This is a genomic window from Croceibacter atlanticus HTCC2559 (genome assembly GCF_000196315.1).
In the GTDB taxonomy this organism is placed as follows: domain Bacteria; phylum Bacteroidota; class Bacteroidia; order Flavobacteriales; family Flavobacteriaceae; genus Croceibacter; species Croceibacter atlanticus.
This window is the reverse complement of the sequence record NC_014230.1, coordinates 2,598,778-2,621,286: the sequence shown is the minus strand read 5'-3', so window position 1 is coordinate 2,621,286 and position 22,509 is coordinate 2,598,778. Positions and strand designations below refer to the sequence as shown.

Below are 22,509 nucleotides of genomic sequence, written 5' to 3'. Positions count from 1 at the left end.
AAATTATTCTTTAAACTCTCCATACATCTCAATTAGTTTGTTGTATCTGTATTTAAAAATTTCCTCTAATTTAGGTTTTACTAAAAATGGATGCACAAGTTGTCCTAACCAACCAAACGGTACTTTATAATCTACAATATCTTCCATTTCAACACCACCATCTATCTCTTTAATAAAGTGCTTGTGATGCCATAATGCGTAGGGACCAAAACGTTGTTCATCAACAAAATAAGATTTGTCTTTTACGTGGGTAATCTCTGTTACCCATTTGGTTTTAATTCCTAAAACTGGAGTTACTATATATTGTATTATTTGTCCTGGATACATAGGTCTGTCTGCACCACTCAAAATATGAAACCCCATATAGTCTGGAGTAATTAATTTTAGGTTTTTAGGATTAGCCAGTAATTCCCAAGCTTCATCAATTGTAATAGGTAATTTTTGAAATCTATGTAGTCTATATATCTTCATATCACAAAGATAACATATTGTTTAATCATTTATTAAAAATAATAAACAAAGTTAATAATCACTCAGTGATGAGATCATTTTAATTCAATTCCTTTTAAGATTTCGTTAACATTTCAAGGTGCTTAATAATAGTACTTTAGAGGGCAACTAAAAATTACATTTTATGAAACGTATAGTATTATTTATGAGTGCTTTAGCTTTGTCTGTAGCTACTCAAGCACAAATTAAAACACCAGCACCAAGTCCTGCAGCAAAAGTAATGCAGACTGTAGGTCTTACAGATATGACAGTTGAGTATTCAAGACCAGCAATGAGAGATCGTGAAATTTTCGGAAATCTTGTACCATTTGATAACGTGTGGAGAACAGGTGCTAACGCCAACACTACAATTACATTTAGTGAAGATGTTATAGTTGGAGATGAAAAAGTTCCTGCTGGAACTTATGCGCTTTATACTATACCAAACGCAACAGATTGGGAGTTCTTTTTATATAGCGATACTAACAATTGGGGTGTACCACAAAAATGGGATGACAGCAAGATAGCTGCAAAAGCTACTGCTAAAGTACAAGAAATGCCAATGGATATAGAGAGCTTTACCATTACTTTTGACGATGTCATGAGTGACTCTGTAAACCTAGGATTATTATGGGAAAACGTGTATGTAGCCTTACCAATAAAGACACATACAGATAAGACAGTAATGGCAAATATTGAAGCTACTTTAAATGGACCATCTCCAGCAGATTATTACGCAGCAGCGGTTTATTATTCAGCTAACGATAAAGACATAAAGAAAGCTCAAGATTGGATGACAAAAGCTATGAGTATGATGGAGCAGCCTGCATTTTGGCAACTGCGCCAACAATCTTTAATTTATGCTAAAGCAGGAAACAAGAAAATGGCTATTGAAACTGCTAAGAAATCTTTAGAAGGTGCTGAAAAAGCTGGAAATGCAGATTATATAAAGATGAATAAAGAATCTTTAAAAGAATGGGGCGCTAAATAATTTAGAACCTAACCAACTATTTAAACTCCTCAAACTTATGTTTCGAGGAGTTTTTTATTTAATGTTCTTTAGCTTTAAAAGTTGTTTGCAATAGGATAGCAATTGCCATTACAATACCACAACCCAAAACATTAAGCCATAGGTAAGGCAGGTAATCCATATACCAAACAAACACAATAATTGCTTGTGTAAGTATGGCAGCTACAAATGTTGCCTTGCTTTTTACATACTTTACAAAAAAGGCAAGTAGGAAGATACCAAGAATATTTCCATAAAATATTGAACCTATAATATTTACGAGCTGTATAAGATTGTCAAATAAATTTGCGACACAAGCCACTAATATGGCTAAAACTCCCCAACCTAATGTGAACCATTTAGAGGCTTTCACAAAATGCATGTCATTTTTTTCTGTAGTAACGTTACGCTTATACAAATCCATAGCTGTGGTAGATGCCAATGCATTTAATTCTGATGCCGTGCTACTCATAGCAGCAGATAAAATTACAGCCAAAAGCAAGCCTATAAGACCTCTTGGAAGATTGTTTAGTATAAAATTTATAAAAACATAATCCTTGTCATTAGTTTCAATTGTAGCGTCTGCACTCGTGATTATTGTTTTTGCTTTTTCGCGTACGGCAACTTCTTCTTTGTTTAATTGAGCCAATTGAGATTTTAACGCCTTGTAGTCTTCTGAACTAGTTTGATCTGAAACTTCTGCATACGCCAAACTGGTAATATTCTGTTCTGCTTGAATTGTTTTTAATTGATTTTCAAGTGCAGTGTATTCTTGTACATATTCAGAATTCTGAACAGCTTCATGAGCAGCTGGATTAAAGTTTATAGGAGATGCGTTAAATTGATAAAACACAAATACCATAACACCAACCAATAGAATAAAGAATTGCATTGGTACTTTAAGAAGACCATTAAATAATAGTCCTAATTGGCTTTCACGAACAGATCGACCAGACAAATATCGCTGTACTTGGCTTTGGTCTGTCCCAAAATAAGATAACATTAAAAAGGTACCTCCTAAAAATCCTGTCCAAATAGTATATCTATTACTAAGATCAAAAGAAAAATCGAGGATCTCCATTTTTCCACTTGCACCAGCAATATCTAAGGCTTTAGTAAAAGTAATATCTTCTGGTAGTTTGCTTACAATAATAAAGAAGGCAGCAAACATACCTGCAAAGATTACGGCCATTTGCTGTTTTTGTGTAATACTTACAGCTTTAGTTCCACCAGATACAGTATAAATAATAACAAGAACACCAATAATAATATTAAGCGTGAGTAAATCCCAACCTAATACTGCAGATAAAATTATTGCAGGAGCAAATATGGTTATACCTGCTGCTAAACCACGCTGTACAAGAAATAGTATTGCTGTAAGCGTTCTGGTTTTTTGATCAAACCTACTTTCTAAATATTCATAAGCCGTGTATACCTTTAAGCGATGGTAAATAGGAATAAACACCAAGCAAATAATTACCATGGCGATAGGTAAACCAAAATAAAATTGAACGAAACCCATACCGCTATGAAAGGCTTGTCCTGGTGTAGATAAAAATGTGATGGCACTTGCTTGTGTAGCCATGACAGATAAACCTATGGTCCACCATTGTGCTTCATTATTACCTTTTATATAATCTTGTACATTCTTACTACCCTTAGTTTTATAGGCACCGTAAGCCACGATAAAAAGTAGTGTACAACATAAAATGACCCAATCTATATTCGACATTTAGTTTTGTTTATGTTTTAAGTAATTCACAAGATTTTTAGTATTGTCTATATCACAATTGGTAAGTAAAATATCCAAGTGTTTGTTTTTAATTTTGATAACTAGTCGTTTTCGGGTCTTATAAACACCATCATTAAATATAATTTCTCCAGAAGAAGATATTGATGTGAATATTGAAAATACAAAACTCAAAATAGAGCTTAATATTTTTTTTTCTTCCTCTATAATATAGACTTTAATTAAATCATTGTAATTATAATTTCCGTTATGGTTTCCATTGTAAGCACTTATAATTTTAAAATTGTCTTGATATAGAATAAATTCTAATAAAGGATCACTTCTCAAAATATAAGATTCTAATGAAACCATTTTAACTAAATTGATTCATTATAATGTAAAACAACAGGATATAGATAGCATTAGCTACTAGTATAACTGTGTAAATAGGTTTCCAAACATACTTTTCAGGTTTTTCCATTACTTTCCTAGTGATATTAAGTTAGTAAATAGGCGATAGGCTCCAGATACACCAGCAGGAAATTCTCTAAAGAAACTTAAGCCTGTATATATATAATTTCCTTTACCATATTTAGCAATTAGTAAACTTCCTTTTTTAGGAGATTCTCCACTATCATTCATTTCAAAAAGTGGTGTAAACTCTTTACCCCAATCATCTGGAAAGTACAAACCACGTTCTTGCACCCAACCTTCAAAATCTGTTTGGGTAATCTTATTTGGTGTATTTAACACTGGATGTTCAGGATTTAAAAATGTAACCCTAGCAAACTCATCTGTAACTCGGTCTCTAGAAAGATTTAATTTATAAGGTGCCAAATTCTCTTGAACTAACAACCTGTGTGAGGTGTTATATTGTACAATGAGATTACCACCATTATTTACATATTCTAAGAGTATAGGCTGTTTAAATTTAAGTGCATCAACCGTGTTGTAAGCTCTAATTCCTACAACAATAGCATCGTATATCTTTAAATTTTCAGCAGTTATGTTATCTACATTTAATAATGATACGTTGTAGCCTATTTGTCTTAAACTTTCTGGAACAACATCACCAGCACCAACAATATAACCAACATTATTTCCTTTTTTCTTAATGTTTAACCTTACAACTTTACTTTCTGAAGGCAGTAAAACACGTTGTATTGGTATGTGATCATATTCAATGACCTCTAATGCGTTGGTATACGTATTAGTTGCTGTAGTTAATATTGGAGAGATATAACCTTCATCTTGGTGTTGTGGTGGTGTAACTTTAAAATTTATAGATTGTGTAGCGCCTTTCTGTTTTATGGAAATAGCAGCGCTCTCTGGAGAAACATTCCAAGAATTAGGAACATTTAATTTTAAAGTACCATCTAAAGATGCTGAGTGGGCTGTAACATTAACAGCTATGGTTTTAGAAGCTTCATCTTCAAAGATTACGACATCATCATTTAAACTTACACTAGCTTTTGGGACAATTTCAAAAGGCATATAAACTTCTCCCTTTACAGGATCACTTGTTTTATATACTATTAGCCTTGTAATAGTAATAGGCATTCCTGCTATGGTTAGCTTAAATTGTACATTATGTGGAGATGGCGTTTGTGGTTTTCCTATAAATGCTTCATTGTCTACGGCGTACATTCCTAAAGTTCCTTTTTTTGTAAGCCAATACGGCGATGTGAATGCTGCAGAATTTGATATACTATAATTAAACTGGCGTTCAATATCATTGTTTGGAGTAAGTTCTAAAGTGTCTTCAATAACTTGGTTACTTGCCGGAAACAGGATACTATTTACTCTAATATTAACAGGAGATCTATTTATTGCTTCAATATTTAAAGGAATATTACTAACTCTTGTTGCTGTAGGTGTTGTTGCAGCAGCTTCTAGATAAAGACCTGCACAAGCCGTTATAATTTGTTCTAACTCTTTAGACTTTGTGGTTTTCCAATGAGAGTCATCTAGTTTTTGCAATGCCGTATAAGCTTGCATTAGCATTGGTATACTGGCAGAAGGATCTTTAAAATTATAATTGGTTTCAACAGATTTTAGTAATTTTCCTACAGTCTCTCCATTTTCTAGACGACTCCAAGTGGTGTTAATGCCTTCAAAAAGATTTGATTTATCTTTTGGCATATCGCCATTAATAAGCTCAAGGTAATTTACATCGCTACCACGAGATCCTGTACGACCAAAACCCTGAGATTTATGCTGACTTCTACTTAATGCTGAAATTTCTGAATTAGATAAGCCTTTTGAAGGGTAATACACGCCAGTTTCAAATTCTAATAATTTAGATTTGTCTGCATTATCAAATTTTTCTTGGCTTCCGTAAAACCACCACGATGTATTGAAAAATTGACGTTTTGGTTGCCAAGGTTCTAACGTTTTTAATTGGTCTTTAAACGCAGTAGCTTTTCCTGCCAAACTATAGGCTTCAACACTTAACATTGCAGAAGATGTATGATGGCCGTGTGTTGTTCCAGGAGATCTATGATCAAACCTGTTTATGATAACGTCTGGTTTAAACGTTCTAATCATCTTCACCACATCTGCGAGCACCTCATCTTTGTTCCAAATGTTTAAAGTTTCATCTGGATGCTTTGAGTATCCAAAATCATTAGCACGTGTAAATAATTGTTCACCGCCATCTGTACGTCTGGCAGCTAATAACTCTTGTGTTCTTATTACTCCTAATAACTCTCTAATTTCTGGGCCAATAAGGTTTTGACCGCCATCACCACGTGTTAATGATAAATATGCCGTTCTAGCATGCTTTTCGTTAGATAGGTATGATATAAGCGTTGTATTTTCATCATCTGGATGCGCAGCCACATACAGTACAGAAGCAAGAACATTGGCTTTTTTTATAGCCTGATAAATGTCTGCCGAATTTAATTTTGTTGGTGCTTGAGAAGATACAGTTGTTGCAATTGCTAAAGCTATTAGCAGGAAAAATTGTTTCATTAATGTAGTTTCAATTTGGGTATTCTCAAAGATACCAAAATCGAAAAGAACGCACAGTTAATAAAACTGATCTTCTTTAGGAGTTTCTGTAGTAGGATCTTCTGGTTTAGGAATATCTTCAAAAGCTATAATACTAACACCTTTTTGCATAAACATAGCGTTAGGATAGGTGATTATAGCATTGGTATTAGTTCTTAATACTACTTGAAAAGCTTTAATATTCTCTATATAACCCTCATAATCATACTCTTTATCATGTATTTTAATGTAGTCTCCAATTTTATATGGAAATGTAAAGAACATAATAATACCACTCGTGATGTTACTAAGAATAGACCATTGGGCAAAAAAACCAACACCAATAACAGCAAAGACTGAAGAAAATACTAAGCCTAAATCTTTTATTTGAACACCCCAAACCATAATAAGTCCTAAGACTGTACAGAAAATGGTAAAGAAATCTACATATCTAATTATAAGTCCTGTACGGTGTTCCATACGCTCAAACTTACGTGCGTATTTCTTTATAATCTTAATGAGCACTAATCTTATTATAATTAGTGTAAGTATTACAATTGCAGATATGATAATTGGGTAGGTCATATATAATGTGGAATTAAAGTCCTAGAGAATCTCTTAGCACTTCGTGTTTGTTAGCATTTTTTTTCCAGTATGGTGATTTTAAACGCTTCATCTTAATAGCTTTTGTAGTAAGTGTAGTATTACCATCTGGATAGGTTTCAAACCACGATAAAATCTCAAAAGGAAAGTTAGGGTCTTGGTGTATTTTTAGAGTTCTGTTTAATTCTGGATACTTTAGAACAGTAACCAATGTGTCTTGTAGTTGGTTTTGTGAAAGATCTACATTATAGGCTTTTAAATCTTTATGCTTCAATCTTAAATATTCTAAAGATGGTATCATACGTTTAGTGTCCAGATTTAGTGTTGTGGGATCTATACGTAATTGTGTCCAAAGATCATGTTCTAATGCAGATTTGTCCAATGTAAAATTTTGATCTGCTTCTCCCTGAAAATAGGAATGAGACGTAATTTCATAACTGTTTCTGTTATTTAGCTGCGTGTACACATGACCACACCATTCTTGCACAGATGTAGAAACCTTTAAAGCCGATTGATTATTAGCTACAGGATAAAATGTACTCGTCATTATGGAGTAAGGGTAAATTCCTGTATTAAACGTTTTTGTGGCATTTAATTTAAGAACGGAAATATTACTATCCTTTTGCTCATCTGCTTTTACTTGTACTTCTGGTAAAAATGGTTCTGTTACAAACACCATCATAGCCGTTCCTTCTCTTAATTCACCATAGCGAGCTTGAGAAAGTTTGTAGCTTGTTAATTCTGCTTCACCAGCATACCAATAAGATTTAAATGCTTCAGACAACTCTTGAGGATTCTTTATTGAACCATCTGAAGTACTATTGGGTAAATTATAATCTTGGTTACAACCTAATGTTAAAAGAGCAAAAAAGGGTATAAGTCTTAAGGATTTCAGCATAACAGTTAAGGTTTTTTAAAAGGGTTTAATACAGCTATAAAAGTGTAATAATATAAGTATTAAAACTGAAATATCTTTAACGTGTAGATGCGGCAATGGCCATTAACTCCTCATAAACCAAATGCATTGGCATTCCTACAACATTGGGATAACTGCCTTCAATTGATTTTATTGCGATTAATCCAATCCATTCTTGTATACCATAAGCACCAGCTTTATCCATTGGCTTAAAGGTATCTACATAATAAGAAATGGCTTCTTGAGAAATAGGATTAAAGGTTACTTTGGTTGTGTAATTTACAGTTTTGCTTTGGTGCTTTTGAGTAAAACAAATAGAGGTCATAACCTCATGAGATTTGCCAGACATTTTAGATATCATCTCTTTAGCTTGTTCTGGAGATGTAGGTTTTCCCAAAGCTTCACCTTCAAACCAAACAATAGTATCACTAGTGACCAAAATATCTTTATCGTTAAGGTCTTTAAATGCTGAAGCCTTTAGTTCTGCCAAATAATCTGTTATAGCTACACCTTTTAACTCTGGTGGATAAATTTCTTCGACTGGCTTAAGTTGTACAGTGAAATCTAACTGTAATTCCTTAAAATATTGCTGACGTCTAGGTGAACCAGATGCCAAAATAAGATTGAAATCTTTTAAATGATCTTGTAACATAATTAAAGCATGAATTGATAAAACGCCATAGAAATTACACCAAACAACATAACAAGTTTTAAAATACCGCTCAATTTGCGATAATCGTGTTTAGTATCTGCATTCCAGATTTTTATTAAAACATATAATAAAGGGCCTAGAATAAGAAAAAGAACATATAAAACAGCAACTTGATTTTGAAACATGTAGGTGTATAAATAATATATCAAGCCAATAATTAATAAGGCTGTAACCGAAAATATTACTTTGTTGGTTCTTGTTTTTCCTAAAATTATAGGAAGTGTTTGTATACCAGAATTATGATCTCCCTTTACATCTTGTTGATCTTTAACCATTTCTCTAATAAGGTTAACTGCAAAAGCAAACACTGCATAGTCTAACATTAATCCAAATATTAATGTTTGTACAGCTTTATTTTGAGGTGTTATAGCTGGCATTAAATCATAAATGGCAACTACAATTATAACAAATGCTACAAGCAGGCTAATAACCAAATTACCAACAAGCACAGTACGTTTTAGGTAAGAGGCATATATATAAAGAATAGCAGAAATACTTATAAATAAAGCAGAAAATCCTGGTTTGCCTATAATATTAGATAAGTAAAAACCTATCCCTACAGCTATAACATTTAAAATTATAAAGAGTGTATAGGCACTTTGCTCTGAAATAGATTTACCTACCAACACATGTTCTGGTTTATTTATCTGGTCTGTCTCTACATCATAAATATCGTTTATTACGTTTCCTGCTGCAGTAAGGCATACTGTTGCAAGTACTAAAAGCGCATAACCAAAATCACTTAGAGTAATAGTTATACCAAAAGGTTCAAAAAGAAAATAACGCAGGAACACCTGTGTTAAAATAACAAAGATGAGGTTTTGATAGCGGAAGAGTTTTAAATACTTCAAGGGGACAAAAATTTAGATGACAAAAATAGAAAAATAGGGGACTTGCATAAGCAATTCCACTTAAATTAAGCGTTTGGCCACCAAACTACAAATACTCTTGAAAACGTGTCCTTATGTTTAACCCAAATTAATGGCGCGCGGTTTTCTTTTAAATGAGTTTCGATAGTTAAAATAGCTTCAGCTTTAGACAACCATTCTTTATGATACTTAGGACTAACACACCAATCTGTTTTTTTTGGAATCGCAAATGCATATGCTTCAGAATAAAAGTCTTTAAATGTTTTTAGTGACATATAACTACCAGAAACACTTTTGGAATTAATGGTAAATCGCGTTTTGTTATTTAAAGAAAACGGAACAAAACAATGCGCCATAAAACAAACCTGTTGTACGCAATCTGCAGCGTTAATGTTATATGCTTTTAATGCTTGTTGGGTTTCAGGTTGATGTATTAAAGGTAATTGATGAGCTTTAAGCTTATCTAGTTTTTGCCTAAATGAATCTTTACGATTAGGACCTATCCATTGCTCTGGTTCTGTATTAAAAGCGCTGTCATAAAGATAAAATTTACAAACTTGTTCTAGGTGAATAAGTGTATTTGTCTTAATGTCTTTAACTATAAAATCTATCTCGCCAATAGTATTCTTGCCATCTTTTATTTGCAAATTACTTGCAACAACCTCATAGCGTGAACACTGTTGCAAAAGGTTTTCTAAAAACCGTTCAGAACGCTTGCCTAAAAATAAATTGTCTTGTATAGGTTCACCAGCATAGCTATCAGTTTGTAATTCTGGTAGCTCAAATTGTGTGAGAGACTCATACTGCCCGAACCACAGTTGAGGTGTGTTTATAAAACCTCTATATTGTTGCTGTAAATTTTGTTCTGCAGTAAAAGTTTTATTCATAGCTACAAAATTACAGTACTAAAGAATAACCAATTGCAATTCGGTATTAAAAAACTACAATTCGGTATATCTAATTGTGTAACTTTAGGAATAGCCAATACATTTGCTACAGTAAAACAAACAAACCTATGTCATCATTTTTCACACATTTAATAAGAGCCTTTTTTGTTGGGATACTTGTGTTTATTATTCTCACTAGCATTCAAATTTGGACAGGTTCTGTATTTGTGCTTAATAAAAATGTGCTTTTAAATTTTCTATATACAGAAGCGTACAGTATCATACTTTACCTTATAAATTATTATACCGTAAAATTTCTAATAGATAGGTTTGGTAAACATTTGTTTAAGCTTAAGAATATAGTTTTAGGTATAGTTCTTAATGTTTTAGCAACAGCAATAGGTATTTTCTTTTTAAGGCTATTTACAGAGGTATTTGTTGGCGGCCAATCTCTTGTGCAGTTTTTAAGTTCAGAAAATCCTATTACTTATTGGTTGTCCTTAACTATAGCGATTACCATAACTAGTATATTTTATATTGTTTACTACAACCAACAAAAGCAGGAAATTGCAGTAAAAACAGAACGTATAATAGCGGGAACAGCATCTGCAAAGTTTGATGCTCTAAAAAATCAATTAGATCCTCATTTTTTATTTAATAGTTTAAATGTATTGTCTTCTTTAATTGAAGAGAACCCAAGAAACGCACAGAAATTTACCACGTCATTATCTAAAGTGTATAGGTATGTGTTGGAGCAGAAAAATAAAGAATTGGTAAGTGTAGATGAAGAGTTAGATTTTGCTAGAACATACAGCAACCTATTGAAAATGAGATTTGAGGACAGTGTGATTTTTGATATCCCAGAAACTTCAACCAATCCTAATGCCAAGGTGGTACCATTATCTCTACAGTTATTGTTGGAAAATGCAGTTAAACATAATGTGGTATCTGTTAAAACACCATTGCGAATTAGTATTTATGAAGAAGCAGGATTTTTAGTCATTAAAAACAACCTTCAGGCAAAAGAACATTTAAACAAGCGTCAAGGTGTTGGCTTATCTAACATAAAATCTAGATATGCGCTCTTAACAGAACGTGCTATGAAGATTATTAAAACCCCAAACACTTTTGAAGCAAGACTACCAATATTAACCAAACAACTTTCTATGACAACACAACTTTTAGAAGAGAATACTATTTCTCAAACAGACAATCAAGCCAGACTTAAAGCCGCAAAGGAGCAAGTAAAGAAGCAACGTGAGTTTTATGGAAACCTTGTAAGTTATTGCTTTGTAATACCATTTTTAGCATTTATTAATTATACGACAATGGGTTGGGGCTTTATGTGGTTTTTATTCCCAATGTTTGGTTGGGGATTGGGTTTAATGTTTCACGCTATGGATGCCTTTGATTGGAATCCCTTTTTAGGTTCTAATTGGCAAGAGAAGAAAATTAAAGAATTAATGAATAAAGATAATTTTAAAAACTACTAAGATGGAAAGACCAGAACAAAATACATACACAACAAAATATGAGCAGGCAAAAGCACGCGTAAATGAACTTAAAGGCTTTTATAATCACTTAATAGCATATATAGTTGTAATAGTTGGCTTAGCAGGATTAAATTACTATACTAACGAGTTTAGATATGCTTGGTTTTTATGGACAGCTTTTGGTTGGGGTATAGGATTGGCTAGTCACGCATTTAAGACATTTTATGGTAGTGTGTTCTTTGGAAAACAATGGGAAGAACGTAAGATTAAAGAGATGATGGATACAGATGCAACCTATAATGACAGCACAACATCTGGACGTTGGGAGTAAATTAGAATTTAATAAAAAAATGCTATCGTCTTGGGTGAAATTGATTAACCACATCTCTTAAATGTGTTTGGTCCAAATGCATATAAATTTCAGTAGTCGTAATACTTTCGTGTCCTAGCATTTGTTGTATAGCTCTTAAATCAGCTCCATTTTCTAATAGGTGAGTTGCAAAAGAATGTCTAAACGTATGTGGACTTATAGTTTTTTGTAAACCACATTTTTCAGACAAGTTTTTTACAATAGTAAAAATCATAGCACGTGTTAATCCGCGACCTCTACGATTTAAAAACAGAGTATCTTCGTGGCCTTTCTTAATATCTTGATGGTTTCTTATTTCGGTTTTATAAATAGAGATTAACTTTTGAGTATGTTCTGCAATTGGTACAAAACGTTGCTTGTTTCCTTTTCCTGTTACTTTTATAAAGCCTTCCTCAAAAAAGAGATCAGAAAGATTAAGGGTAATTAATTCACTTACACGTAACCCGCAACTGTATAAAGTGTCAATCATAGCTCTATTACGTTCGCCTTCTGGCTTACTAAGATCTATATGTGCAATTAAATTGTCTATCTCTTCTAAGGATAATGTATCTGGTAATTTTCTGCCTATTCTAGGAGATTCAATTAAATCAACAGGATTTGTTTCTCTATAATCTTCAAAGACGAGATAGTTGAAAAAACTTTTTAATCCAGAAATTAATCGTGCTTGAGAACGCTCATTCATATGTTTAGCCACATCATACACAAAGGCCTTTGTAATGTTTGCATCAATTTTTAAAGGAGATGTTTTTAAGTCATTTTTCTCTAAAAATTTCATAAGCTTCTCAACATCATAAGAGTAGCTCTTTATAGAGTTTAAAGAGAGACCACGTTCTATTTTAAGATAATGTTGATAATCTTTTAACGTTTGTAACCAAGTCAATATTTTTAACGTTTTTTAAGTTATGATTAAGAATGAAATAACACTTTCTTAAATAAACAACTTCTAAATTCGCTTAAAACTAAAACTAAAATTATGAAAAAACTATTTTTATTTGCAGCAATCGCTGCATTCGGTATTACAAATTTACAAGCACAGGATGGGGTTTCATTTGGTGCAAAAGGTGGTGTTAATTTTTCTACCTTAACTGGTGATGATGTTGATGATCTAGATGAAGATAATGCCAGAACTTCTTTTCATGTTGGTGCCATAGTTGAAATTCCTATTTCAGATCGTTTTTCTGTACAGCCTGAAATTTTATATTCAGGACAAGGTATAAAATTTGAAGATGAAGATTTTTTAGGACAAGGAACAGAAGCTAAAATTAAATTAGATTATATTAATGTACCTGTATTGGCTAAGTTTTATCTAGTAGAAGGTTTTAGTATTGAAGCTGGACCACAATTTGGATTCTTAGTTAATGATGAATTTGAAATAGAAGACTCTAATGGTGATACAATAGAAAGTGAAGATCTTGATGCTGCATCATTTGATTTAGGAGCTGCTGTAGGATTAGGTTATAAATTTACAAATGGCTTATTCTTACAAGGACGCTATGTATTTGGACTATCTAATATAGACGATTCTGATGAAGAAGGTGCTTTTGAAGATGACTTAACTAACTCAACATTACAATTTTCTGTAGGTTTACAGTTCTAAGAAACCTTAGAGATTATAGTAAAAGGGAAGCTTTTTAAAGCTTCCCTTTTTTTATTTTAAGAAAAATTTAAACCTCTAATTATACCATTTGGCACGAAACTCGTTATAGGAATAACAAAATTTACACATATGAAACGATTATTAATTTTAGGAACAGTTTTAATGTTCTCAGTAATTACAGTGCAAGCACAAGAAGTTTCTTTTGGATTAAAAGGAGGTTTTAATGCTGCAAATACAAAGACAGACTCAGGATTTGAAACTGAAACAAGAAATGGTTTTCACGTAGGGTTATATGCTGAAAATAGATTGAGTGATGTTTTTGCAATACAACCAGAATTAATTTACTCACAACAAGGTTTTACAGAATCTAACGGAGCTTCAGAACGCGAACAGAAGGTAGATTATTTAAACCTTCCGGTAATGCTTAAGGTTTATGTTATTCCAGGATTGTTTGTAGAAGCTGGTCCTCAAATTGGATTGGCCATTAACGATAAAGAAGAAATTAATGGTCCTTTCTTTACATCTGAGACCGAACGTGATCCAGATTCTTTTGATTATGGGGTAGGCCTTGGTGGAGGTTTAAAACTATTTAATGGCCTAATGGTTGGCGCACGTTACAATATTGGTTTAGGCGAACTTTATGAAGATGTAGAGTTTAATAACCGCGTATTTCAAGTTTACCTAGGAATAGAATTATAATAGTATTTAATTATATATTTGTTCAAAAAGCCACATAGCACATTGTAATGTGGCTTTTTTAATACCTTTACTGTATGAAGTTACTCATTATAAATGGTCCTAATATAAATTTATTAGGCAAACGTGAACCAGGTATTTATGGCACTCAATCTTTTGAAGATTTTTTTGTAAACCTTCAATTTAAATATAAAGATGTAGAGTTGTCTCATTTTCAATCTAATGTAGAAGGAGAGTTGGTAACTAAACTTCAAGATGCAGATACAGAGTTTGATGGCATTATATTAAACGCTGCAGCATACACACATACTTCAATTGCAATAGGAGACGCTGTAAAAGGTATTATGACCGCAGTGGTCGAAGTTCATATATCGAATACATTTTCTAGAGAAGAATTTAGGCATAATTCATTTATCTCGCCTGCAGCAAAAGGTGTAATATTAGGCTTCGGAATGCAAAGTTATGAATTGGCCATACAAAGCTTTTTAAATACTGTTGAAGATGAAGGCTAAAGCGTTTTTAAATTGGAGTAGTGGTAAAGATGCAGCATATACACTACAACTTTTAAATACCTTGGAAGAATATAAAGTTGAAGCTTTAGTAACTACCGTAAATTCTGAAAATAACAGAGTCTCTATGCACGGATTACGCGCTGAGTTTTTAGAACTACAAGCAGAAGCATTGGGGTTAAAATTAAAAACTATTGCGTTGCATGGCCAGGTTTCTATGGAAAGCTACAATAAGACTATGCAAGATGCTGTTTCAGCTTTAAAAACATCAGGATTTACGCATAGTGTGTTTGGTGATATTTTTTTAGAAGACCTAAAATCTTACAGAGAAGCGCAATTACAGGACGTTGGTATTTTTGCCGTTTTCCCATTATGGAAAAAGAGTACCACACAACTTTCTAAAGAAATTATAGCTTCAGGCGTTAAAGCAATTGTAGTTTGTGTAAATGCTAACGTGTTAGACAAGTCTTTTTGTGGTAGGGAATACAATGAGCAATTTTTAGAAGACTTACCGAAAGAAGTAGATCCTTGTGGTGAAAATGGAGAGTTTCACACCTTTGTTTATGATAGCCCATTATTTAAAAACAGCATAAAATTTACTTTAGGAGATATTGTAAATAAAACCTACAAACCTGTTTCTAAAGGCAGTAATTGTCACAAAGACAATACAACTTGGGATACTTCGTTTTGGTATGCAGATTTACTACCAAACTAACAGCAATTTCTTTGCTTAAATGTCCCATCAGGCTTACCTTTGCAACACTAAATTTATAAATGAAATCTGAAGATTCAAAACATAAAAGATCTACACCTAAAAAGTCTCGATTTAGACTATTACACCAATATTATAGCTATACGGGATTTTATAAATTTTTAGGTACCAGCTTAAAGAAGGCATTACCACCTATATTAATATTTATAGGTATTTTAATGGGTATACATTATTTCGTTATTGATATTAATGAATTACTTGTTAAGATGACAGAAACGTATTCTGCCATTGTAATACTTACAGTGTTTTTTATATCAGAATCTATTTTAGGTATTATTCCTCCAGAAATATTTATTGCTTGGAGCGATAAGACAGATGCACCATTGGTATACTTATCTATTATTGCATTATTATCTTATTTAGGAGGTATTATTTCTTACTTTCAAGGTGTTCTTATCACTAAAATTCCTGCAATGCACGAGTATTTAGAGGTTAAGATGGCTAAACACGTAAATAATACTAGAAAATGGGGTGGTTTTCTAATTATTGTAGGAGCACTTTTACCTATACCATTTGCAATGACAAGTATTGCTGCTGGTATGATTAAATATCCATTTGTAAGTTATTTATTATTCGGGTTGTTGCGTTTTGTAAGATTTTACCTTTACGCTCTAGCTATCTTTAGTTTGGTATAATTATGTTGAAAACATTTAAAATTGTTAGCTATTTAGAAGGTATTTCATACCTGCTTATATTATTTGTTACAATGCCCCTTAAATATATTTGGGATATGCCAGAAGCTAATATGGTAATTGGTATGGCGCATGGTGTTCTTTTCTTACTCTATATAGCTTTAGCAGTTTTTATGAAACAAATTTTAAACTGGAATATAAAGACTTTCCTTATTGTCTTGGTGTGTAGTATTATACCATTTGGTACGTTCTGGATGGATAAAAAGTACCTGTAATTAATTAGCATTCATAAATGCTTTAATTTCTTTAACTCTATTATTCCAAGGATAAAAGTACTGCACAATCATTGGTACGTGTTTTTTATCTAATTTAATAAGTTTTGCTTCGGGTTGTACCTTGAGTAACTCTTCTCTAAATATTCTATTTCCTTCAATAATAGAGTTATAGGTTTTTGTACCTAGATAGGTAAAAATAGGAGGTGTTTCAGCATCTATGTGATAAAGTGGAGAAGCTTCTTTCCATAGTTTAGGATTTGTAGTCCAAGTGGTTACATAATTATCTGGTTCTTCTTTTGGTGGGTTTTCTTTAAGATAACTATACATATCTAAGCCTGCTGCATCATTTAAGATTATACCTTTAATTTTAGATGTTTCTCCTTTATACTTTGGAGACATTGTTGCCAAAGCTGCTAAATGTGCTCCTGCAGAGTGTCCTGTAATAAAAATTCGTTCTGGATTACCACCATAGGTTTCAATAGTATTATATGTCCACGTAATTGCTTTAGTAACCTGTTGTGCCATTGTATCATAATTAGCATTTGGGCTTAAAGTGTAGTTTGGAATTACTGTAACAATATCTTCCTTGCCAAATTGCCTTCCCATAAAACCATACATATCTTTATTGCCACTGTTCCAATTTCCGCCATATATAAAGATGATAACATCTTTAAGTTCTTTTTTAGATGATCTGGGTGTAAAGACATTTAATTTTAAAGGTTTTAAATCGTGATGTTCTGTATAACTTATATCTTTAAACTTTTTAGTTGCACAACTTGTAAAGACCATTAATATAATACCAATTGAAAGAATTTTCTTTGCAGACATTTTTATTTTTTAAAGCTTAAAATTACCATTTATTTTAGTGAGATTAATCATAAAACAAATCTGTTTAACTGTTTGTAGTGCATTGTTTACAATCAATTCATTTCAAGCTCAAAGCACTATTGATGACACTTTAGTAAACCTGAAATCAACTAGTGATGAATTTTTTTATGACATACGTTATGCAACAGCTAATAATTTTTTAAAATCTGCTTTTTACGATTGTCCTAATTGCTATTTACAGCCAGATGTAGCAGAAGCACTTTATTTAGCCAATCAATATTTTTGTGAGTTAGGTTATTTTATAAAATTATATGATTGTTATAGGCCTATAGCTAAACAGAAGCTAATGTGGGATGCTTACCCTAACCCTATGTATGTTGCCAACCCATACACTAAAGGCTCTATACATAGTAGAGGAGCAGCTGTAGATCTTACATTAGTAGATGAGAGAGGTTGTGAGCTTGATATGGGAACACCTTATGATTTCTTTGGAAGAGCAGCACATATTGATCATACCAATTTACCAAAAGAGGTAATAGAGAATCGCAAACTACTTCAAGAAGGGCTTCTTAAATTTGGTTTTTTAACTATTAGAACAGAGTGGTGGCACTTTAGTTACAAAGCAAATTACCGGTATAAAGCTTTAGATATACCATTTAACTGTGAAGAGTAATACTAGAAAAAAGAATCTAATTTATCTTCAAAATTGGTGTCTTGTAGTATAGCATCTCCTGAAACTATAATACCATCTTCATCTATAAATATTACCTTGTTTATAAGGTCTGTGTATAGTTGAGGTTCAAAAGGAGCATCAACAAGTCTAACTTCGGTATTGCGATTATAGTTATAATTGTCTAACAACTTTGTCCAGTCTTCAAAACCTATAAGGTCTGTATTTACAGCTATAAACTTATATTCTGGATGCTCTAAACGTATTTGGTTAATTTTATGATGCTTTGAGGTTAAGCGTTGAGAAAAATTATTATTCCAGAAATAAATTACAGTTTTAGATTTCACTCTATTTGTAATAGGTTCCTTTTTACCACCTATATCTTGTATAATAAAGCTTGAAATCGATTTTCCAGGAAATAAAGAACGTTGCAAGTCTGCTAGATTATTAAAGAAATCTAAGTTTTTTACTGATGGGTGAACAGTATGAATTAGCTTCATAGTCTCCATCATATTTTCCATAGTGTTGGATAATAGTAAGGCTTCTGTTCCTAAACGTTTAATAAAGCGCTGTTTAACACTTTGTTCTTTTATAACACTATCTACTGTTACAAGTTTAGCTCTCAGGTTTGTTAGTTTACTTTCTTTGTAACATTCATCTGGTGAGTTAGTAGTAACACATTGTTCTGCTGTAATATTCTTTACATAAGTATCTAGTGTTCTTAAATAGATATAAAATTTAGAAAAACGTTTACTATTAAAGTTTAAGGAATCTCTATAGCTTAAAAATTCATTAGAGAAGACATTAGATCTATTGTATTTATTTTGAAGATACACATACTGCTCGTTCTGAAAGTAATATTGATAATCTGCACTAGTTTTTGCAAATGAATAGAAATTATCTGAAAACTTAAACTTTTTATGTTGTCTGTTAAGTTCCTTTATTCTGTTATTATATATACTATCTGAAATCTTTTTAAATTCTTTTGGAGGATAAGATTCAGACTTTTTAATGAAGTTTACACTGTATTCGTCTTCTAGGAAAGTGTTTATTAATAAGTTGTTTTTTTCACTGCCTTCTCCACTAAATGAAAGGGACTCATCAAACTCTTCGGTATTTAAATAGATACCAAGGCTATCACCAGGTTCAAGAAAAAACAATTGGCTTTCTGAAAAATGCTTTATCCAGTAAATATCAGATGCTGCAGAGTCAAACTTATATTGAAACTGGTTTTGTTCATCTAAAAATATAGTATCTGCATTACCATTTGTTTGTAAAATGGTAATATAGTTATTGTGTGGATTAGCAATTTCTCCTATAATATAGGCAGATGGTGTGTCCTTTACTTTTAAAACCTCGTTTTTACAAGAAATTAAACACAAAAATATGCTAAATAGCAGGCTGTGGTGTTTTAACTTCATCTTTTTGAGCTTGATTGTTTAAAATAATAAATCGGTCAATAGCATCTGTAAATTCAGGTTCTAAAAAGTGGATGCTTCTCTGTAAAACTCGACTATTTTTATCTAAAAACAATATTCTTCTTGAAAGTTTAATTAAAGTACTTTGGCTTTCCTTAAAAGAGGCTAATTTATATTCTTTTGCAGTATTGTATTCAAAATCTTCAATAATATCTAACCATTCACCTTTAGGTTCTTTATCTATATTAATTGCTATAAAATTAAGGTCTGGATACATCTTTTGAAGATCATACATCTTATTATGGTAAGCTCTATAATTATCTTCATTGGTGCCAGTCCATGTCATTATAATTGTAGGCTTAGTTACGACATTGCCTAAAGTAACACTATCTTTTGTATTAGCAGATATTAAAATACGTTGTGCAATTGTGCTTCTGGAAAGATAGCTTCTTTGCATATTTGCCAAGTCTTCAATTTTCTCTGCTTGCTTTTCATTTGGTAAAAGCTCAGATACCAATCTGTATATGTCATCGATTTCCTCTACACTTTTGGCAGTTATAATGCTAGAGGTTGCAAAATTTTGAAGGTATCTGGACTTTAGACTTGGTAAGGTAATGAGTGAGTCTGTAATTTTAATTCTTTCAATATAGCTTTCGAGAGTAGAGAGGTTTTGGCAATCATTAGAAGTTAGCTTACATTTTTTTATGTAGGCGTTAGTTATGTAGCTATTAATAAATCTTAAGTAAGAGAAATCTGATTTTAAAGGAGCGTCATTAAAATTAACGTCTTTACGATATTCAAAATAGGTGTCACTAAATTGGTCTAATAACTCTGGTTTAACCTTAGTTATAAAATTAAAGTAGCGCTCTTTAATGTCGTAATAGTTATAATTTACTACTTGTCTTGCTAAATATTTAAACTCATTAGAGTAACCTCTTTTGCTGAGTAATTTCTTAGTTTTTAGTTTTTGAGATTCCCAATCTTCATTAATATGTTGTTCAAATACTTTAGGACCAACTTCTAATTCTGATATAAGTTTAGAGTCACTTTTTTCATTGATTAAAAAGATATCTATCAAAAAATTATTCTTCTTATAGCCTTTGCCAGAAAAGGAAATAGACTCGTCGAATTCGTAAGTATTTAAGCGTATTAGTATACTGTCTTTAGGTTCTAAATAAACAAGTTGTTGCTCTGTAAAATGCTTAAAGCTATAAATGTCTGGTTTAACGTTTTTAACTATATATTCAAATCGCCCTTTGTCATCTAAATAAATAGTATCAATTAAAGCATTGTTTTTAAGAAGTACAACGTGGTTAACTTTGGGATTAATAATTTGTCCTCCTAAAAAAGCATCTGTTTTACCAATCTTAGAATCCTTAGAAGAATTTTGACAACTAACTAAAGCAGTTAAAATAAGTAGGCCGTAAGTAAGATTCTTAATCATATTTAACCTCTAAGATTTGTTGAAGTTTTATAAACTATGCAAGTTAACGTGATTATATACAAACTTTTGTTAAAAACTGTTAAAATATGTTAATTGAAGATCTTGTTACTGGTTAAGAAATTCCAGGATGATTTGCTCAAAATCAGAGTCATTTAAAAGTGTTGCACCAATGACAATTGTACCTTGTTTATCTACAAAAATAACTTTATTGGTATAGTTCTTTAGCAGTTTAGAAGCTACCGGAGATGTTAATATATGGTATTCTTTTTCTGGATTATAGTTATACTCTTCAATAGTCTTAATCCAAGGATTTACAGACGTTGGGTCTTCAGAGAAATTTGCATAATCTGTTGTAATACCTATAAAATCTACTTCAGGATATTTTTCACTAAGATTGCGTATTTTCTTGTGATTAGTACTGTGGTGCAAATAAGAATCGATATTCCAACTGTGTAATATTGTTGGCTTATTAATAATTTCCTTTAAAGTAGATGTGTTTTTATCTACATCTACAACTCTTACTGAAGCCATATTACTTCCAGGCAAAAATAATTTTTGAAGATATAACAGATTTTTAAGTTCTTGTATACCATCTTTATTATACCCTAAGTTACTTAATAATTTTATGGTTTTTTGAGATGTTATAGTATCATTACTTAATAAAACACCTTGTTTTCCAAACCTATTGTAAAATCTGTCTTTAAGAACAGGTAAATTTGTAATTGAATCTAGTAAGTTGGCTTTAAGCTCTATATTATTAAAATCATTGTTTTTAGTACAATCTAAAACTTCTGTATGTTCTTTTATACAAATATCAAAAACCTTGTTTTTTAGGTAGTTGTCTAAAAGTCTAATGTTGGTATAGTAATATTGAAACTCTTCATCATTAAATTCTAAATCTTCTCTATAGCTAAAATACTCTTTAGTAAAGAGCTTTCTTTTTTCTGGGTAGTACTTAGAGATGAAAAAGTAAAAACGTTCTTTTAGGTCATAATATTGAAGATGCGCTGCTTTCTTAGCAAACTTTAAATAGTCTTTAGATAAGTTTTCCTGTGAAGCGATTTTTTCAATCTGCGCTAAATTTCGATTAAGTTGGTCTTCAATTTTAGCAGAGACAAGATGTGGTTTTAAAGCACTGTTTCTAACTAAGAAATCTTCAGCCAATTCATTTTGTAAATACAAACTGGTAATAAAGTTATTTTTCTTGTAACCTTCACCGCTAAAAGCTATTGACTCGTCAAAATTAAATGTATTTATATGGAGTAGGATGCTATCATTTTCTTCAATATAAATTAGTTGGCTTTCCTTATTATACGAAAACTCATATAAGCCATCGTCAGGATTATTAATTTTAAAAGAAAACCTATTAAAATCGTCTACTTTGGAAGAGTCTACAACCTTTCCAAATTTCTTTAGGTATATATTGGTAGCTGTAGGATTTACGATTTGACCACTAAAAATAGCATATCCTTTAGTATTCTCTGATTTGCAAGAATTTAAAAGAAGCGTAAATAAAAATAGAACTAGTAGTGTTGACCTCACTTTGTAAATTAGTTGTGGGTAAATGTAATGCTACTTCAAATTCTACATTGTTAATCAG

Annotated in this window: 24 protein-coding genes; 10 read left to right on the top strand and 14 right to left on the bottom strand. The window is 31.8% G+C overall.

All coding sequences use genetic code 11. The features are described 5' to 3' along the window. Window positions 1–3: 3 nt before the first annotated feature. Window positions 4–471, bottom strand: coding sequence for an SRPBCC family protein (locus CA2559_RS11895; protein WP_013188150.1), 468 nt, complete (start codon window positions 469–471; stop codon window positions 4–6). 163 nt (window positions 472–634) lie between these two features. On the opposite strand from CA2559_RS11895, the gene CA2559_RS11890 reads away from it, so the two are divergent. Beyond that, window positions 635–1,480 carry a DUF2911 domain-containing protein gene (locus tag CA2559_RS11890; protein WP_013188149.1) on the top strand — a complete coding sequence of 282 codons (846 nt, stop codon included), beginning with the start codon at window positions 635–637 and terminating at the stop codon, window positions 1,478–1,480. Between the two features lie 58 nt (window positions 1,481–1,538). Here CA2559_RS11890 and CA2559_RS11885 read toward each other — a convergent pair whose 3' ends face one another. The 8 genes from CA2559_RS11885 to CA2559_RS11850 form a co-directional block, all read right to left on the bottom strand. Continuing rightward, window positions 1,539–3,230 carry a sodium:solute symporter gene (locus CA2559_RS11885; protein WP_041241019.1) on the bottom strand — a complete coding sequence of 564 codons (1,692 nt, stop codon included), beginning with the start codon at window positions 3,228–3,230 and terminating at the stop codon, window positions 1,539–1,541. Then, the gene (locus CA2559_RS11880; protein WP_013188147.1) at window positions 3,231–3,599 is read right to left on the bottom strand and encodes a hypothetical protein; all 369 of its coding nucleotides are present in this window, start codon (window positions 3,597–3,599) and stop codon (window positions 3,231–3,233) included. Between the two features lie 108 nt (window positions 3,600–3,707). Continuing rightward, complete coding sequence (locus tag CA2559_RS11875) at window positions 3,708–6,200, bottom strand: PIG-L family deacetylase (RefSeq protein WP_013188145.1); 2,493 nt, start codon at window positions 6,198–6,200, stop codon at window positions 3,708–3,710. A gap of 57 nt (window positions 6,201–6,257) precedes the next feature. Then, complete coding sequence (locus CA2559_RS11870; protein WP_013188144.1) at window positions 6,258–6,803, bottom strand: mechanosensitive ion channel domain-containing protein; 546 nt, start codon at window positions 6,801–6,803, stop codon at window positions 6,258–6,260. 13 nt (window positions 6,804–6,816) lie between these two features. Continuing rightward, window positions 6,817–7,719, bottom strand: coding sequence for a hypothetical protein (locus CA2559_RS11865; protein ID WP_013188143.1), 903 nt, complete (start codon window positions 7,717–7,719; stop codon window positions 6,817–6,819). Window positions 7,720–7,795: 76 nt separating this feature from the next. Further along, window positions 7,796–8,389: a Maf-like protein gene (locus tag CA2559_RS11860; protein WP_013188142.1), complete on the bottom strand. Its 594-nt coding sequence runs from the start codon at window positions 8,387–8,389 to the stop codon at window positions 7,796–7,798. 2 nt (window positions 8,390–8,391) lie between these two features. Next, window positions 8,392–9,300 carry a geranylgeranylglycerol-phosphate geranylgeranyltransferase gene (locus CA2559_RS11855; protein ID WP_041241018.1) on the bottom strand — a complete coding sequence of 303 codons (909 nt, stop codon included), beginning with the start codon at window positions 9,298–9,300 and terminating at the stop codon, window positions 8,392–8,394. A 65-nt stretch (window positions 9,301–9,365) separates the two neighbouring features. Next, on the bottom strand, window positions 9,366–10,205 hold the full coding sequence (locus CA2559_RS11850) for a DUF1853 family protein (protein ID WP_013188140.1): 840 nt from the start codon (window positions 10,203–10,205) through the stop codon (window positions 9,366–9,368). A 128-nt stretch (window positions 10,206–10,333) separates the two neighbouring features. On the opposite strand from CA2559_RS11850, the gene CA2559_RS11845 reads away from it, so the two are divergent. Both CA2559_RS11845 and CA2559_RS11840 read left to right on the top strand, forming a co-directional pair. Further along, the gene (locus tag CA2559_RS11845) at window positions 10,334–11,698 is read left to right on the top strand and encodes a 2TM domain-containing protein (protein ID WP_013188139.1); all 1,365 of its coding nucleotides are present in this window, start codon (window positions 10,334–10,336) and stop codon (window positions 11,696–11,698) included. Window position 11,699: 1 nt separating this feature from the next. After that, window positions 11,700–12,029 (top strand): 2TM domain-containing protein, encoded by a 330-nt coding sequence (locus CA2559_RS11840; RefSeq protein ID WP_013188138.1) that lies wholly within the window; start codon window positions 11,700–11,702, stop codon window positions 12,027–12,029. Between the two features lie 22 nt (window positions 12,030–12,051). On the opposite strand, the gene xerD is transcribed toward CA2559_RS11840, so the two are convergent. Continuing rightward, entirely contained in the window at window positions 12,052–12,948 is an 897-nt protein-coding gene (gene xerD, locus CA2559_RS11835) for a site-specific tyrosine recombinase XerD (protein WP_013188137.1), read from the bottom strand. A gap of 93 nt (window positions 12,949–13,041) precedes the next feature. On the opposite strand from xerD, the gene CA2559_RS11830 reads away from it, so the two are divergent. The 6 genes from CA2559_RS11830 (at window position 13,042) to CA2559_RS11805 (ending at window position 16,549) form a co-directional block, all read left to right on the top strand. Continuing rightward, window positions 13,042–13,665, top strand: coding sequence for a porin family protein (locus CA2559_RS11830; RefSeq protein WP_013188136.1), 624 nt, complete (start codon window positions 13,042–13,044; stop codon window positions 13,663–13,665). A gap of 129 nt (window positions 13,666–13,794) precedes the next feature. Further along, entirely contained in the window at window positions 13,795–14,364 is a 570-nt protein-coding gene (locus CA2559_RS11825; protein WP_013188135.1) for a porin family protein, read from the top strand. Between the two features lie 74 nt (window positions 14,365–14,438). Beyond that, on the top strand, window positions 14,439–14,873 hold the full coding sequence (gene aroQ, locus CA2559_RS11820; protein ID WP_013188134.1) for a type II 3-dehydroquinate dehydratase: 435 nt from the start codon (window positions 14,439–14,441) through the stop codon (window positions 14,871–14,873). Beyond that, entirely contained in the window at window positions 14,863–15,585 is a 723-nt protein-coding gene (locus CA2559_RS11815; RefSeq protein ID WP_013188133.1) for a Dph6-related ATP pyrophosphatase, read from the top strand. Before aroQ ends, CA2559_RS11815 begins: the two co-directional genes overlap by 11 nt. A gap of 59 nt (window positions 15,586–15,644) precedes the next feature. Then, the gene (locus tag CA2559_RS11810; RefSeq protein WP_013188132.1) at window positions 15,645–16,277 is read left to right on the top strand and encodes a YqaA family protein; all 633 of its coding nucleotides are present in this window, start codon (window positions 15,645–15,647) and stop codon (window positions 16,275–16,277) included. 2 nt (window positions 16,278–16,279) lie between these two features. Further along, window positions 16,280–16,549: a DUF3817 domain-containing protein gene (locus CA2559_RS11805; RefSeq protein ID WP_013188131.1), complete on the top strand. Its 270-nt coding sequence runs from the start codon at window positions 16,280–16,282 to the stop codon at window positions 16,547–16,549. Here CA2559_RS11805 and CA2559_RS11800 read toward each other — a convergent pair whose 3' ends face one another. Then, the gene (locus CA2559_RS11800) at window positions 16,550–17,377 is read right to left on the bottom strand and encodes an alpha/beta hydrolase (protein ID WP_013188130.1); all 828 of its coding nucleotides are present in this window, start codon (window positions 17,375–17,377) and stop codon (window positions 16,550–16,552) included. 37 nt (window positions 17,378–17,414) lie between these two features. Between CA2559_RS11800 and CA2559_RS11795 the strand changes: the two genes are divergently transcribed. Continuing rightward, window positions 17,415–18,050, top strand: coding sequence for a M15 family metallopeptidase (locus CA2559_RS11795; RefSeq protein ID WP_238524713.1), 636 nt, complete (start codon window positions 17,415–17,417; stop codon window positions 18,048–18,050). A 2-nt stretch (window positions 18,051–18,052) separates the two neighbouring features. Here the strand turns inward: CA2559_RS11795 and CA2559_RS11790 are convergent, their stop codons facing one another. The 3 genes from CA2559_RS11790 to CA2559_RS11780 form a co-directional block, all read right to left on the bottom strand. Then, window positions 18,053–19,468, bottom strand: a complete 1,416-nt coding sequence (locus CA2559_RS11790) for a hypothetical protein (protein ID WP_013188128.1) — start codon at window positions 19,466–19,468, stop codon at window positions 18,053–18,055. Next, a complete protein-coding gene (locus CA2559_RS13615; protein ID WP_013188127.1) occupies window positions 19,437–20,909 on the bottom strand; it encodes a hypothetical protein in 1,473 nt (490 codons plus the stop codon). Before CA2559_RS13615 ends, CA2559_RS11790 begins: the two co-directional genes overlap by 32 nt. A gap of 105 nt (window positions 20,910–21,014) precedes the next feature. After that, a complete protein-coding gene (locus CA2559_RS11780; protein ID WP_013188126.1) occupies window positions 21,015–22,451 on the bottom strand; it encodes a TlpA family protein disulfide reductase in 1,437 nt (478 codons plus the stop codon). Between the last annotated feature and the right edge of the window lie 58 nt (window positions 22,452–22,509).

Coding starts and splice junctions, on each gene's coding strand:
- CA2559_RS11810 (WP_013188132.1), top strand. CDS start 15,645: ATGAAATCTGAAGATTCAAAACATAAAAGATCTACACCTAAAAAGTCT.
- CA2559_RS11875 (WP_013188145.1), bottom strand. CDS start 6,200: ATGAAACAATTTTTCCTGCTAATAGCTTTAGCAATTGCAACAACTGTA.
- CA2559_RS11885 (WP_041241019.1), bottom strand. CDS start 3,230: ATGTCGAATATAGATTGGGTCATTTTATGTTGTACACTACTTTTTATC.
- CA2559_RS11845 (WP_013188139.1), top strand. CDS start 10,334: ATGTCATCATTTTTCACACATTTAATAAGAGCCTTTTTTGTTGGGATA.
- CA2559_RS11895 (WP_013188150.1), bottom strand. CDS start 471: ATGAAGATATATAGACTACATAGATTTCAAAAATTACCTATTACAATT.
- CA2559_RS11830 (WP_013188136.1), top strand. CDS start 13,042: ATGAAAAAACTATTTTTATTTGCAGCAATCGCTGCATTCGGTATTACA.
- CA2559_RS11840 (WP_013188138.1), top strand. CDS start 11,700: ATGGAAAGACCAGAACAAAATACATACACAACAAAATATGAGCAGGCA.
- CA2559_RS11865 (WP_013188143.1), bottom strand. CDS start 7,719: ATGCTGAAATCCTTAAGACTTATACCCTTTTTTGCTCTTTTAACATTA.
- CA2559_RS11880 (WP_013188147.1), bottom strand. CDS start 3,599: ATGGTTTCATTAGAATCTTATATTTTGAGAAGTGATCCTTTATTAGAA.
- CA2559_RS11850 (WP_013188140.1), bottom strand. CDS start 10,205: ATGAATAAAACTTTTACTGCAGAACAAAATTTACAGCAACAATATAGA.
- CA2559_RS11815 (WP_013188133.1), top strand. CDS start 14,863: ATGAAGGCTAAAGCGTTTTTAAATTGGAGTAGTGGTAAAGATGCAGCA.
- CA2559_RS11860 (WP_013188142.1), bottom strand. CDS start 8,389: ATGTTACAAGATCATTTAAAAGATTTCAATCTTATTTTGGCATCTGGT.
- CA2559_RS11800 (WP_013188130.1), bottom strand. CDS start 17,377: ATGTCTGCAAAGAAAATTCTTTCAATTGGTATTATATTAATGGTCTTT.
- CA2559_RS11805 (WP_013188131.1), top strand. CDS start 16,280: ATGTTGAAAACATTTAAAATTGTTAGCTATTTAGAAGGTATTTCATAC.
- CA2559_RS11870 (WP_013188144.1), bottom strand. CDS start 6,803: ATGACCTACCCAATTATCATATCTGCAATTGTAATACTTACACTAATT.
- CA2559_RS13615 (WP_013188127.1), bottom strand. CDS start 20,909: ATGATTAAGAATCTTACTTACGGCCTACTTATTTTAACTGCTTTAGTT.
- aroQ (WP_013188134.1), top strand. CDS start 14,439: ATGAAGTTACTCATTATAAATGGTCCTAATATAAATTTATTAGGCAAA.
- CA2559_RS11890 (WP_013188149.1), top strand. CDS start 635: ATGAAACGTATAGTATTATTTATGAGTGCTTTAGCTTTGTCTGTAGCT.
- CA2559_RS11790 (WP_013188128.1), bottom strand. CDS start 19,468: ATGAAGTTAAAACACCACAGCCTGCTATTTAGCATATTTTTGTGTTTA.
- CA2559_RS11825 (WP_013188135.1), top strand. CDS start 13,795: ATGAAACGATTATTAATTTTAGGAACAGTTTTAATGTTCTCAGTAATT.